This window comes from Roseateles sp. DB2 (assembly GCF_051857535.1).
In the GTDB taxonomy this organism is placed as follows: Bacteria; Pseudomonadota; Gammaproteobacteria; order Burkholderiales; family Burkholderiaceae_C; genus Roseateles_B.
Genome location: NZ_JBPZGY010000017.1, coordinates 1 through 12,642, shown reverse-complemented (window position 1 = coordinate 12,642; position 12,642 = coordinate 1). Strand labels below are relative to the sequence as shown.

The 12,642-nt window shown below is 65.4% G+C and carries 12 protein-coding genes; 9 read left to right on the top strand and 3 right to left on the bottom strand.

What is annotated here, in order from left to right; all coding sequences use genetic code 11:
* Window positions 1–6: 6 nt before the first annotated feature.
* Window positions 7–468: a type II secretion system major pseudopilin GspG gene (gspG, locus tag ACS5PK_RS19655; protein ID WP_439441963.1), complete on the bottom strand. Its 462-nt coding sequence runs from the start codon at window positions 466–468 to the stop codon at window positions 7–9.
* A gap of 167 nt (window positions 469–635) precedes the next feature.
* Window positions 636–2,021 carry a hypothetical protein gene (locus ACS5PK_RS19650; RefSeq protein ID WP_439441962.1) on the bottom strand — a complete coding sequence of 462 codons (1,386 nt, stop codon included), beginning with the start codon at window positions 2,019–2,021 and terminating at the stop codon, window positions 636–638.
* Between the two features lie 511 nt (window positions 2,022–2,532).
* Here ACS5PK_RS19650 and ACS5PK_RS19645 point away from each other — a divergent pair.
* From ACS5PK_RS19645 to ACS5PK_RS19605, 9 genes are read left to right on the top strand one after another with little or no spacing between them, the layout of a single operon-like run.
* A complete protein-coding gene (locus ACS5PK_RS19645; RefSeq protein ID WP_439441961.1) occupies window positions 2,533–4,425 on the top strand; it encodes a hypothetical protein in 1,893 nt (630 codons plus the stop codon).
* A 27-nt stretch (window positions 4,426–4,452) separates the two neighbouring features.
* Window positions 4,453–5,562, top strand: coding sequence for a DegT/DnrJ/EryC1/StrS family aminotransferase (locus ACS5PK_RS19640; protein ID WP_439441960.1), 1,110 nt, complete (start codon window positions 4,453–4,455; stop codon window positions 5,560–5,562).
* A gap of 1 nt (window position 5,563) precedes the next feature.
* Window positions 5,564–6,283, top strand: coding sequence for a WbqC family protein (locus ACS5PK_RS19635; RefSeq protein WP_439441959.1), 720 nt, complete (start codon window positions 5,564–5,566; stop codon window positions 6,281–6,283).
* A gap of 6 nt (window positions 6,284–6,289) precedes the next feature.
* Complete coding sequence (locus ACS5PK_RS19630) at window positions 6,290–7,249, top strand: hypothetical protein (protein ID WP_439441958.1); 960 nt, start codon at window positions 6,290–6,292, stop codon at window positions 7,247–7,249.
* Between the two features lie 31 nt (window positions 7,250–7,280).
* Window positions 7,281–8,240 (top strand): hypothetical protein, encoded by a 960-nt coding sequence (locus ACS5PK_RS19625; RefSeq protein ID WP_439441957.1) that lies wholly within the window; start codon window positions 7,281–7,283, stop codon window positions 8,238–8,240.
* Entirely contained in the window at window positions 8,237–8,683 is a 447-nt protein-coding gene (locus tag ACS5PK_RS19620) for a GNAT family N-acetyltransferase (RefSeq protein ID WP_439441956.1), read from the top strand. The genes ACS5PK_RS19625 and ACS5PK_RS19620 overlap by 4 nt, the downstream gene beginning before the upstream one ends.
* Window positions 8,684–8,692: 9 nt before the next feature.
* Window positions 8,693–9,436, top strand: coding sequence for a class I SAM-dependent methyltransferase (locus ACS5PK_RS19615; protein WP_439441955.1), 744 nt, complete (start codon window positions 8,693–8,695; stop codon window positions 9,434–9,436).
* Between the two features lie 7 nt (window positions 9,437–9,443).
* Entirely contained in the window at window positions 9,444–10,826 is a 1,383-nt protein-coding gene (locus ACS5PK_RS19610; protein ID WP_439441954.1) for an FAD/NAD(P)-binding protein, read from the top strand.
* An 18-nt stretch (window positions 10,827–10,844) separates the two neighbouring features.
* The gene (locus tag ACS5PK_RS19605; protein ID WP_439441953.1) at window positions 10,845–11,642 is read left to right on the top strand and encodes a class I SAM-dependent methyltransferase; all 798 of its coding nucleotides are present in this window, start codon (window positions 10,845–10,847) and stop codon (window positions 11,640–11,642) included.
* Window positions 11,643–11,684: 42 nt separating this feature from the next.
* Here the strand turns inward: ACS5PK_RS19605 and cysC are convergent, their stop codons facing one another.
* Window positions 11,685–12,371 (bottom strand): adenylyl-sulfate kinase, encoded by a 687-nt coding sequence (gene cysC / locus ACS5PK_RS19600; RefSeq protein WP_439441952.1) that lies wholly within the window; start codon window positions 12,369–12,371, stop codon window positions 11,685–11,687.
* Window positions 12,372–12,642: the final 271 nt, after the last annotated feature.

The following is a 12,642-nucleotide window of genomic DNA, read 5'->3' as shown; positions in this document are numbered from 1 at the left end:
CGGCGGTTATTGGGGTGGCAGCAGACCCAGGTCTGCATCATCCCCACTGCCCCCTGCCTTGCGGTCAGCGCCAAAGGAATAAAGCGCGTAAGGATGGCCATCGCGGCCCGGCACGCTGTACTGATAAGGCGTTCCCCAGGGATCCAGGGGCACGGCCGTGTCGTCCAGGTACGGCCCCCGCCAGCGGGCCGCGGTCGCCGGGTCGGCAGGCGCCTTCAGCAGCACCGCCAGCCCCTCTTCGGCCGTGGGATAGCGTCCGATGTCCATGCGCAGGTTCTCCACCTGCCCCCTCAGGAGCCGGATCTGGGCATTGGCCGTCGTCGAGCTGCCGCGGTCCAGCATCTTGTAGACACGCGGCCCCACCAGACCCATGAGCATGCCCACGATCACCAGCACCACCAGCATCTCAAGCAAGGTGAAACCGCGTTGGGCGGGGGGACGGCAGGAGAAGGCGGCAAGGCGTGGCATGGCGGGCTCAGGGATTCAGGACGCGCGCATTATGACACCCCCCTACAAGCCACCACCTGAGGCGGCGCTTAGGCCAGCCACGCCGCCCCTGCCCTATCAAAGGGCGGGGCAAAAAAAAGGGCACCCGAAGGTGCCCTTTTGCCAGACCTGAGTCTGAAGACCTGTGATTAGTAGGTCTTGCCAGCGTACGGACGCTCCAGGGGGATGTAGCCAGCAGACAGGCCGTTGACGGCTTGCTGGAACACGCCCTTGACGTTCTTGGCGGGGGCGTTGATCACGAAGGTGATCGCGCCGCGCTTGCCGCCGGAGAACGAGCAGATGTCCTTGGCCAGAACCATGGTCATGCCGTTGATCAGGGTGCCGGTCTTGGCGGTACCGTAGGTCACGGTTTGGCCAGCTTCAGCTTGGCAGGTTGCCGAGTAACCAGCAGCCGAGCCAACGTTCTGGAAGAAGAAGCGGACGAAGTCGTCAGCGTTGTTGAAGAAGGCCGAACGCAGTTCGATTGCGTTGGCATCCCAGGTCCAGAAGTTGCTGTTGGCGACGGTTTCGTCAGCGCCGACCACGCTGTCCACCACGGCGGAGACGCCGAAGAAACGAGCGGTGCCCAGCGACTTGGCGCCAGAGGCCACGAAGCTCACGTTCACGACTTGGTTAACCGTGGAAGCGTTGAAGTTGGCAGGCAGCAGGTCGAACTTGGCAGAGGTCGTGCCGGTCACGGTCACGGCAGCAGCGCCGTTCATCGGAGCCACGGACACGCCGGTCACAGCACCGTTGGTCAGGGTAGCGCCGTCGAAGTCGCCCGTCATGGTCACCGACACCTTGGTGGCGTGGTTGACGTTAGCCAGATCGTAGGCGGTCACGCCGTCAGCGATCTTGTAGCCGTTCGGGTTGTTCGACACCACGAAGGCAGCCGCCGCGGTGGTGGCGCTGTCGTTGTTCTGAGCAACGAAGCCGAACAGCGGGCCGTTGGTGTCATCAACGTTGGCGGTGGTGCCGGTGTCGGTGCCCGACAGGATGGTCACGGCTTGGCCAGCGTTGGCAACGGTGACGGTCAGGTCAGCGCTGTTGTCGATGCGAGCGGTTTCGCCCAGGTCCCACAGACCCACGGTCACCTTCTCGGTGCCGCCAGAAGCCAGGCTGTGAGCCGTCAGCTTCAGGCCGGTGAAGTTCATGACCAGGTTGGTGTCCGAACCAGCGGCGTTGGTGATGTCCACCTCGTAGGCGCACTCGGTAGACGAGGCACGCTTCAGGCTGACGGTGATGTCGTTCACGGCAGCGGCAGCCACGGTAGCGGGCTTGGCGCTGTTGCAGACGGTACCATCAAAGGTGCTGCCGCCGACAGGCTTGATCACCACAGTGAAGTCTTGAGCGCTGGTACGAGCGACGCCCATCTTGTACGACAGTGCGGGCAGGGTGACAGCGGTGGTGCTGGTCAGGGCCTCAACGGCGTAAGTGGTCACGCCAGCGGGCACGGTAGCCGTACCTGCGAATGCAGCCGACCCGCACACCGAAGCAGCAGCAACAGCCAGCGCCTTGATGGTGAAGCTTTTCATATTGATGATTTCTCCGAAGAATATTGCAACACGAACTTAGATTCGCGAACTAGCGCAGATCAGCGCCGCGCCATTATGCCGAAACACAAGGGTGCGTCAACGAAGTGAAAGCCCGGGGCAGTTGCCAAACCTCAAACTCCCACTGCGATGCTGGCGATCGCGTCCCCCACCTTGTCCGCGCTGGTCGTCATTGCGACAAGACTCGATAGGTTGCGAGCAGCATAGCAGACGCTCTGCGTCAATCTTGAGACCAGAGCAAGACTCACCTGCTCTTTCCATCGACGCTGACGCTCAAAAACAACGCGAAGCCAGCCGCCATCGGCCCTGTGCTGCGAGGCCCCGGAGTTTCCCTAAAGTCTCGCATCCTGTCACTAGGGCCCCCATCCCCACGTCCACATCCATGTCTCCTTGGCCGGTCTCCGGGCCAAAGTAGGGCGGCGCCTCTGGCAAACTCCGCACCTTCGACTCGATCACCCGATCGCAGATTGTCTGTACTCATCGCCCTCATCACATGTCTTCGCAGCCCGATTCGGACCAGCCCCAAGCCCACATCGACGGCCTGACACTACTCGCTCACCTAGAGCGGGCTGCCTACACCCAGCAGTGGTCCGAAGGCGCAGAGCTGTTTGTGCGGTTGGTGGATTTCCTCGGCGGCATCCGGGGTGGCAGCGGCGTGCTCTCCCCTCGCCCTTCGCCTGCAGGCCTGCGTGCTTTCTATACACGCATCGCCGCGGCCATCACCTGCCTGGTCAATGCGCCCGCCTTCCGGCTGACCGAATCCCAGTTCGCCGCCCTGTGCGGCCGCAAGGCCACCCTGGAAGCCATCTTCGATCTCAGTGGCTTCGACGGCCCGGCGCACCTGATGCGCTTCCACGCCAAGAAGAATGCCGACGGTTCGCTGTCCATGACCGGACAGCAGGCTTTCTTCCTGTCGCTGTTCTATTCGCTGGACCAGTTGCCGCCGGAACTCGTGCAGGCCATTGTCCAGCTGCCGCCGGACTGGCAACTGATGCTGACCATGGGCTGGCTCACCTCGCCCTTTGTGCACTCCGCCGTGGGCGAGGCCAATCGCAGCGCCCTGTTTGCGGCCCACGAACGGCTGCGCCAGTCGACCATGGCACCGCATGCCACGGCGCTGCTGGGGCTGTCCTCGGCCTGGATGCACTGCAGCTACGCAGACAGTCCGCTCAAGCATGCACTCAAGGCCTCGCTCAACAGCGTCTGGCGGCGCGTCGACGAGGTCAATGGCGTGAAAGCCCGCAGCCGGGCGTACCGGAAGACGGAGCAGCCGCTGCTGGTGGTGGTCGCCGAGCGCATGCGCAGCGGCCACGCCATGCACCGCAGCTATGCCGCCTGCATAGAGCAGTTGCGGCCACGCTTCCGCGTGGTCTGCGTGGTCCATGAGCAGTACTACTCGCCTGACACCGCCTCCCTGTTTGACGATGTGGTGACCTTCAAGGGCATCAATTCGCTGGCAAGCATGGCCGGGCAGTTGGTCCGCCTGCAGCCTGACTTGATCTACTACCCAAGCCTCGGCATGTCGGAATGGACGCCCCCGCTGGCTGCCCTGCGCTTCGCGCCTATCCAGTTCATGACCCTGGGACATCCAGCCCCGGCCATGATGGACACCATCGACTACAGCCTGGTCCAGGCCGGCCATGGCGAAGCGGCCCATGAGTTCGGCATGAAGGTCCTGGAACGCAAAGCATGGGGCAGCTTTGTCGCCCATGAGGAACTGGACGTGAGCAAGATCCAGCGCGGACATCCGGACGACGGAAAGCTGCACGTCGCCATCAACAGCTCGCAGATGAAGCTGTCCCCGCGCTTCCTGGCCCTGGTCGAGCGGCTGGAAAGGGAAAGTCCACGCCCTCTGCATTTCCACTTCTTCGCCAGCGCCAGCGGCATCTCCTATGACCAGGTCGAAGCCCTGCTGCTGCCGCGCTTCCGCCACATGACCCTGCACCCGCCGCGCCCCTACGGCCAGTTCCTGGAGCAACTGGCGCGCTGCGATCTGGCGCTGGCGGCCTTCCCCTTTGGCAATACCAACAGCACGGTCGACACCTGCCTGCTGGGCATCCCCACCGTGGCTTACGTGGCCAACGAGGTGCTGAGCATCGGGGACCGCGACGTGCTGCGCATGGTGGGCATGCCGGACTGGCTCGTGAGCACCACGGACGACGGCTATTTCCAAGTGGCGATGAAGCTGATCCAGGAGGACGACACACGTCACAGCCTGGCCGAGCAGCTGCGGACCATCGACGTGGCAGGCCGGCTGTTCGCCCCGCCCCGTCCGGAGGACAAGACCGAGTTTGTGGACGCCGTCTGGTGGATGTACGAGAACCACGAGGCCCTGCAGCGCAGCAGTGCACACCTGCTGAAGGTCGGCGAAGCCATCCCGTCCTGAAGGCGGGACTCTCCTAGAGCGATCCCCATGAGCAACAAGCCCGTCTACGTCACCCAACCCTTCCTGCCGCCGCTGGAAGAGTTCATGCCCCTCCTCAAGCAGATCTGGGACAGCAAGACCCTCACCAACTGCGGCCCCTTTCACCAGCGGCTGGAAGCGGCCCTGTGCGAATACCTGGGCGTGCCCCACATTTCGCTGTTCACCAATGCCACCATTGCCCTGGTGTCAGCGCTGCAGGCGCTGCGGGTCACGGGCGAGGTGATCACCACGCCCTACACCTTCGTGGCCACCGCCCATTCGCTGCTGTGGAATGGCATCAAGCCCGTCTTCGTCGACGTGGAGCCGGACAGCCTCAACCTCGACCCGGCTCAGATCGAGGCCGCCATCACGCCACAGACGACGGCCATCATGCCGATCCACTGTTACGGCCGCCCCTGCAACGTGGCGGAGATCCAGCGCATCGCCGACACCTACAACCTCCGGGTGATCTATGACGCCGCCCATGCCTTCGGCGTGCGCCACCAGGGCCAGAGCGTGCTCAACCACGGCGATCTCTCCGTGCTCAGCTTCCATGCCACCAAGGTGTTCAACACCTTCGAGGGCGGCGCCATCATCTGCCCGGATGCCAAGACCAAGAAGCGCATCGACCACCTGAAGAATTTCGGCTTCGTGGACGAGACCACCGTCATTGCCCCTGGCATCAACGGCAAGATGAGCGAGTTCAATGCAGCCCTGGGCCTGCTGCAGCTGCAGCATGTGGAAGAGGCGATCGCCAGGCGGCGTCAGCTGGACCAGCTGTACCGAGAGAAGCTCGCGGCGGTGCCTGGCATCCACTGCCTGGCCCATGACCCGGACGCCCAGACCAACTTCTCCTACTTCCCCATCCTCGTGCGCCCGGAGCATCGGTGCAGCCGTGACGGCCTGTACACCAAGCTGAAGGCGCAGGGCATCCATCCGCGGCGCTACTTCTACCCGCTGGTCTCCAGCTTCCCCATGTACCGCGGCCTCCCCTCCGCCCACCGCGACCACCTGCCGGTGGCCACGATGGCGGCTGAGCAGGTTCTGTGCCTGCCCATCTATCCGGACCTGGACGTGGACATCATCGATCGCATCGTGGCCATCATGCAGGCCGACTGACGTGGACGAGAGCACGCGCGGCACGACGCTGGCGATCATGCAGCCCTATTTCCTGCCGTACATCGGGTACTGGCAGCTGATCGCCGCCGTCGATACCTTCATCATCTACGACAACATCAAGTACACGAAGAAGGGCTGGATCAACCGCAACCGGATGCTGCGCAACGGTGAGGCCGTGACCTTCTCGCTGCCGGTGGCCGCCGGGTCGGACAGCCTGGACGTCGTGCAACGAGAGCTTGCGCCGGGCCACGACCGGCGCAAGCTGCTGGCCCAGTTCGATGGCGCCTACGCCAAGGCGCCGCACTACGAAGCCCTGCGGCCGCTGCTGGCCTCGGTGATCAACTGCCCCGAGCAGAACCTCTATCGCCATGTGCGGCATTCGGTCGACGCGGTGTGCCAGCACCTGGGCCTGACAACGCGGATCCTCACGTCGTCGGAGGTGGCCATCCACCATGAGCTGCGTGCACAAGACAAGGTGCTGGCCCTGTGCCAGGCCGTGCAGGCCCACACCTACATCAACCCCATCGGGGGCACCGAACTCTACGATGCCGAAACCTTCGCGCGCCACGGCATCGCCCTGAAGTTCCTCAAGGCGCGGCCCATCGAGTACCCGCAGTGGGGCGCGCCCTTCGTGCCCTGGCTGTCCATCGTTGATCTGCTGGCCTTCAACCCTCTGGAAATCGTCCAGGACTGGGTGCGCACGCAGTTCGACTACGTCTGATTCACCATGTATCACTGGAAAAAACTCGGCCGTCCCTTCATTCCACAAGAGGTGCAGGGCCGCCCCTGGCTGGCCGAGTTCGCGCAGGCACCGGCCACTCTGATCCTGGATGACCGCGTCCGTGTCTACTTCTCCTGCCGCCCCAAGCCCGACGAACGCGGTCAGTACACCAGCTTCTCGGCCTACGTGGACCTGGACCGTGGCCAACTGCTGAACGTGCTGGACTTTGCCGAGCAGCCCATCCTCCCACTCGGTGACACCGGCTGCTTCGATGAGTTCGGCACCTACCCGGTGAGCGTGACGCAGGCAGGCGCTGCGCATGTGGCTTATTACGCCGGCTGGACGCGGTGCGAGTCCGTGCCCTTCAACGTCGCCATCGGGCGCGCCGTGAGCACTGACGGCGGGCGCACCTTTCAGAAGACCGGCCCCGGCCCCGTGCTGGCCTACACGCCCGATGAGCCCTTCGTGATCAGCGGACCGAAGATCCGCCGCTTCAACGGGCAGTGGTGGCTCTACTACATCGCCGGCCGCAAGTGGAAGATGGTCGACGGTCGGGCCGAGCCGGTCTACAAGATCCGCATGGCCATCTCCGAAGACGGCATCCACTGGCAGCGCCAGCACCGGGACCTGATCGAAAGCCGCATCGAGGAAGATGAAGCCCAGGCCAGCCCGGACGTCATCTTCAGCGGCGGCCGCTACCACATGTTCTTCTGCTACCGCCACAGTGCGAACTACCGCGGCAAGGACGGCGGCTACCGCATCGGCTACGCCCACAGCGCAGACGGCCTGCATTGGACACGGGACGATGCGCAGGCGGGCCTGGCCATTTCCGACGACGGCTTCGACAACGAGATGGTCGCCTACCCCCATGTCTTCGAGCTGGATGGCAAGGTCTACATGGCCTATCTGGGCAACCAGGTGGGGCGCCACGGCTTCGGCATCGCCGAGCTGCAGGGCCAGCTCTGATTCACCCCCGGATACTTTCGAAAGCGTTCCCATGAAGTGGCGCAAGCTAGGCAAGATCTTCGACCCCCGCGACCATCAGCTCGCCAACCGCTGTGTCGAGTTCGCGCAATCCCCGCAGGTGCTGGTGCTGCCCGACGCCATCCGCGTGTATTTCTCGACCCGCGAACGTGACGAGGCGACGGGCAAGTTCCTGAGCCACATCGCCTTTGCGGAGTTCAGCCGGGACTTCTCGCGCGTGCTTCGCGTGAACGCCGAGCCGGTCATCCCGCTGGGCGAGCTCGGCACCTTCGACGAACACGGCATCTTCCCCATGCAGGTGCTGCCGGTCGGTGACGAAGTCTGGGGCTACACCTGCGGCTGGAGCCGCCGCTCCTCCGTCTCCGTGGAGACGGCCATCGGCCTCGCCATCTCCAGGGATGGCGGCCTGAGCTTCGAGCGCACAGGCCCTGGCCCTGTGCTCGGCCCCTCCCCGCAGGAGCCCTTTCTCGTGGGCGACGGCTTCGTGCAGAAGGTAGGCGGCACCTTCCACATGTGGTACATCTTTGGCACGCACTGGACGCGTTATGCCGAGGGCGAGGCACCGGACCGCGTCTACAAGATCGGCCATGCGCAATCCCCGGACGGCGTTCACTGGACCAAGGACGAAGGGCAGCGCATCATCGGCGACCGGCTCGGTGCCGATGAGTGCCAGGCGCTGCCCAGCGTCATCCGTGTCGGCGAGCGCTGGCTGATGGCCTTCTGCTACCGGCATGCCTACGGCTTTCGCACCGACCCGACCCGCGGCTACCGCATCGGCCACGCCTGGTCCGATGACCTCAAGACCTGGCAACGCTGCGATGACGAGCCCCTCCTGGAGACGACACCAGGGCAGTGGGACAGCGACATGAACTGCTACCCGCATGTCTGCGAGGTGGACGGCCGCATCTATCTTCTCTACAACGGCAACCAGTTTGGGCGCGAGGGCTTCGGGCTGGCCGTGCTCGAGCCATGAGCCCTGCCCTGCGGCAGAGCCTGAACGCCAGCCGCGACACCGACGTGCTGACGCATCTGCAGCGCTGCGACGCGGACTTCATGCCCCCCTTGAGCAGCCGGCTGGATCTGCACGCCTACGCCTCCAAGCTGGTGCAGCGGGCCCAGCGCGCGGAACTCTGGCACGGCTCCCTGCTGGTCGGCCTGGTCGCCATCTACGCCAATGGCGAACCGGGCACTGAGGCCTTCGTGACGAGCGTCAGCCTGGAGCCTGCCTGGCGCGGCCAGGGCTGGGCCGACCGTCTGCTGGACGCCGCCTGCGAGCAGGCCCGAGCCGCCGGCCTGGCCGGCGTCAGCCTCGAGGTGCACTGCGACAATGCCTCCGCCATCCGCCTCTACGAACGCCACCACTTCGTTCCCGGCGACCGACACGCGCAGAACCTGCTGATGCGTCGCCCCCTCTGAGACCACGCCATGAACGACAAGCGCAACTACAACGCCGAGATCATCGACTCCGAAGAACGCAAGTACGCCTACGGCTTCGACTTCGACGTCATGCATCCCTACATGATCCAGTCCTTCCAGCCGTTCTTCCGGCCAGGCAACATGCTGGAACTGGGCAGTTTCAAGGGGGACTTCACCCGCCGTCTGCTGGCACATTTCGACGACGTCAGCTGCGTCGAGGCCTCCGACCAGGCCATGGCCGAAGCGCAGGCCCGGCTGGGCGACCGCGTCCAGTTCCACAACGCCCTGTTCGAGCAGGCGCAACTGCCGGGCCGTTACGACAACATCGTCATGACCCACGTACTGGAACACCTCGACGACCCGGTCCAGGTGCTGCGCCGCGTGAACGAGGAGTGGCTGGCACCCGGCGGCCGCTTCTTCCTCGCCTGCCCGAATGCCAATGCGCCCTCGCGCCAGATCGCCGTGAAGATGGGCTTGATCAGCCACAACAGCGCCGTCACCCCGGCCGAGGCCGAGCATGGCCATCGTTGCACCTACGCCCTGGATACGCTGGAGCGTGATGCCGTCGCCGCCGGCCTGAAGGTGGTGCACCGCTCGGGCATCTTCTTCAAGGCCCTGGCCAACTTCCAGTGGGACCGGCTGCTGCAGACCGACATCATTTCACCGGCCTATCTCGATGGCTGCTACGCACTGGGCCAGCAGTACCCGGACCTGTGCTCGACGATCTACCTCGTCTGCGAACCCGGCCGCTGAACGAACCATGCACATGCAGGATTGCGCCATTGTTGGCGGAGGCTTCACGGGGACGGCCCTGGCCCTTCATCTCCTGGAGCGCATGCCCGCGGGAAGCCGGCTGACGCTGATCAACGCCGGAGCGCCGCTTGGCCGGGGCCTGGCCTACGGTACGCAGTCGCCGCTGCACCTGCTGAACGTGCCGGCCGGGCGCATGGCCTGGCGCCCCGACCGGCCGGATGACTTCATCACCTGGCTGGGCGAGCGTGGCCGTGCGGCCAGCGGCAAGTCCTTCGTGCCCCGCGCGTGGTACGGCGAATACCTGGCGGCCCGCCTGCAGGAGGCCCTGCGGTGTCGCCCGGACATCCGCTGGACGCATGAAGTGCGTCGCATCCGCGACTGCCACCCCTGCGAGGGTGGCTGGGCGCTGAGGGACGATGCAGGCGGCGTACTTCAGACACGCCGCCTGGTCCTCGCGCTGGGGCACTTCACCCCCCAGGATCCACACCCCTCGCTGCAAGCGCTGGAGGCACCTCGCTACATCCGTGATCCCTGGCAGCCCGGCGCCACGCAAGACCTGGCACCCGATGCGCCAGTGGCCATCGTGGGCGCCGGGCTGACCATGCTGGACCTGCTGACCAGCCTGGACCATGCGGGGCATCGCGGGCCGGTGCTGTGCCTGTCCCGCCGCGGCATCGCCCCGCTGGCCCACAGGGACAACGAACTGCCCCCGCCCGCCTTCCAGGCACCGCAGGGCTGGATCGACGGCCATCGACTCCGTGCCTGTGTGCGCCAGATGCGAGACACGGCGCGCCGGCTGCGCCCGCCCGAAGACTGGCGGGACCTCTGGGTGGCCCTGCGAGCCCGGACGCCCGCGCTGTGGCAAGGACTGGACCTTGCCCAGCGCCGGCAGTTCCTGCGTCATCTGCAGGTGTACTGGGACGTGCACCGCCACCGGGCAGCGCCCACGGTCGTGGCCCTGCTGGAGCGACTGCTCCGTGAGGGCCGGCTGACCTTGCATGCCGGACGCCTGGCGGGTGCCGAGATCCTGGCCGATGGGCGGGTATCACTGCATTGGACAGCGCGAGGCCATGCGGCCCTGCAAGCCGTTCAAGTGCAACGTGTCTTCAACTGCACCGGCCCCAGCAGCCGCATCGAGCGAGATCCCAGCGGCCTTTTCCAGGCACTGGCATCGCAGGGACGCCTGCAGCCCTGCCCGCTGGGGCTGGGGGTCCATACCGCGCCCGACTACCAGCTGCTGGATGCCGAAGGTCATCCGCAGCAAGGGCTGTACTACCTGGGCCCGCTGCTGCGCGCCCAGCACTGGGAGGCCACCGCCGTGCCAGAGTTGCGCGTGCATGCGCAGCAGCTGGCCGATGTGCTGCAGCAAGGCATACTTTCCACTGTCTGATCTCGACGCGCACCGACCATGGCCCTGTCTCATTCCCTGATCCAGTTCATGCTCTCGCTGCGCCGCCAGCAGTTCATCGGTGCCGGTCCGGCCGTACGCCTGCTCGAGTTCGGCGAGCAGAACTGGTTCTACGACGTCAGGCCCGAAGAGCTTCCCGTGCTGATCGGGCAGTTCCAGGACATCCCAGAGGAACGACGGGCCGCGCTGCTGGCCGAAATGAACGCCCTGCTGCAGACGCGTCCAGCAACGGAGCCTTTCGACCTCAGCAAGGTGTTCTACAAGCTGGTGTTCAACTACAGCGACTACACCGCCATCGACCTGCATGGTTCCGAAAGCGCCTTGAAGCTGGACCTGAACGAGCCGCTGGGCTTGCCCGAGCATGCCTGGGATGTCGTGACCAATATCGGCACGACCGAGCACGTGTTCAACCAGTACCAGGCCTTCAAGTCCCTGCACCAGCTCGTCAAGCCCGGAGGCCTGATCCTGCATTCCCTGCCCAACCAGGGCTGCTTTGATCACGGCTTCTTCAACTACCACCCGACCTTCTTCTACGACCTGGCCGTCGCCAATGGCTACGAGATCCTGGCGCTGATCTATGTGGACTGCAGCCAGATTCCGCACCAGATGCGTCAGCTGGCAAGCCAGGCCGACTACGTGCGGCTCGCCGTGGGCAAGCAGCTGTCGTCCTATTCCGGCCTGATCTGCCTCTACCGGACGCCTGGCACGCCACGTGCATTCCAGGCGCCTCGTCAGGGGTACTACGACAACCGGCTCCCGCCGGAGCTTCAAAAGGCCTGGAACGAGCTGGCCCGCTGAGGAGCCCCCGGGGGCCCGCCTCAGCGGCCGGCCGCAGCCACCTCAGAGGCCACGCGTGTCCACCAGCGCGAGCAATTGCGCCAGGCAGGACGGCTCGTCCAGCAGGCCGGTGTCCAGGCGCAGGTCCGGGGTCGCGGGCGCCTCGTAGCTGCTGTCAATGCCGGTGAAGCCTGGCAATTGGCCCGCCCGGGCCTTGCGGTAGAGCCCCTTGGGATCTCGCGCCTCGCAAACAGCCAGCGAGGTGGCCACATGCACCTCCAGGAACTGATGGGCGCCGATGATCTCCCGCGCCATCGCCCGGTCGCGGGCCAGCGGAGAGATCAGGGCACCGATGACAGTGACCCCGGCGCCATTCATCAGGCGCGCCACCTCGGCCACCCGCCGGATGTTCTCGTGCCGGTCGGCCTCGCTGAATCCCAGATCACGGCACAAGCCGCTGCGCAGCGCATCACCGTCCAGCACACAGCTCGCCCGGCCCTGCAGGCGCAGGGCCTCGTGCAACAGCCGAGACAGCGTCGACTTGCCAGCACCGGACAGACCGGTCAGCCAGATCGTCAGCGGCAGCGGCTTGGGCTGGCCAGGCAGTTCTCCAGAGAGGGCTTGATCGATCATCGTGCGTTTGTCAGGGTGGGCGTGCAGGGCTTTGAGCGCAGACGCATGCCTGTGCACTGGAGCAGCCCCCAGGCGACATCGTAATCGCTGTGATGGGGAAGCCGCCCTGACGGGCATGGGCGCCGGCCGCCGGCTCCGGTGTGTGCATAGCCAAGTCCGGCCCCCACCAAAAGAGCCCTCTGCGAGCCCAGGTGCCTCACTGTTCCAGCAGCGGTCAGCCCTGCTCCTCGGGGTCAGGTCTTGATCTTCACCTGTATCAGTGGCTTCAGCGCACCAGCAGCGCACCCGAGGTGCGGTTGCTGGTGGGGTCGACGACGATCAGCGCGCCGGCCACGCGGTTCTGGGCATAGGCCGCCAGGGGCAGCGGGGCCTGCAGCTCGACCACGAC

Coding starts and splice junctions, on each gene's coding strand:
- gspG (WP_439441963.1), bottom strand. CDS start 468: ATGCCACGCCTTGCCGCCTTCTCCTGCCGTCCCCCCGCCCAACGCGGT.
- ACS5PK_RS19650 (WP_439441962.1), bottom strand. CDS start 2,021: ATGAAAAGCTTCACCATCAAGGCGCTGGCTGTTGCTGCTGCTTCGGTG.
- ACS5PK_RS19645 (WP_439441961.1), top strand. CDS start 2,533: ATGTCTTCGCAGCCCGATTCGGACCAGCCCCAAGCCCACATCGACGGC.
- ACS5PK_RS19640 (WP_439441960.1), top strand. CDS start 4,453: ATGAGCAACAAGCCCGTCTACGTCACCCAACCCTTCCTGCCGCCGCTG.
- ACS5PK_RS19630 (WP_439441958.1), top strand. CDS start 6,290: ATGTATCACTGGAAAAAACTCGGCCGTCCCTTCATTCCACAAGAGGTG.
- ACS5PK_RS19625 (WP_439441957.1), top strand. CDS start 7,281: ATGAAGTGGCGCAAGCTAGGCAAGATCTTCGACCCCCGCGACCATCAG.
- ACS5PK_RS19620 (WP_439441956.1), top strand. CDS start 8,237: ATGAGCCCTGCCCTGCGGCAGAGCCTGAACGCCAGCCGCGACACCGAC.
- ACS5PK_RS19615 (WP_439441955.1), top strand. CDS start 8,693: ATGAACGACAAGCGCAACTACAACGCCGAGATCATCGACTCCGAAGAA.
- ACS5PK_RS19610 (WP_439441954.1), top strand. CDS start 9,444: ATGCACATGCAGGATTGCGCCATTGTTGGCGGAGGCTTCACGGGGACG.
- ACS5PK_RS19605 (WP_439441953.1), top strand. CDS start 10,845: ATGGCCCTGTCTCATTCCCTGATCCAGTTCATGCTCTCGCTGCGCCGC.
- cysC (WP_439441952.1), bottom strand. CDS start 12,371: ATGCCCGTCAGGGCGGCTTCCCCATCACAGCGATTACGATGTCGCCTG.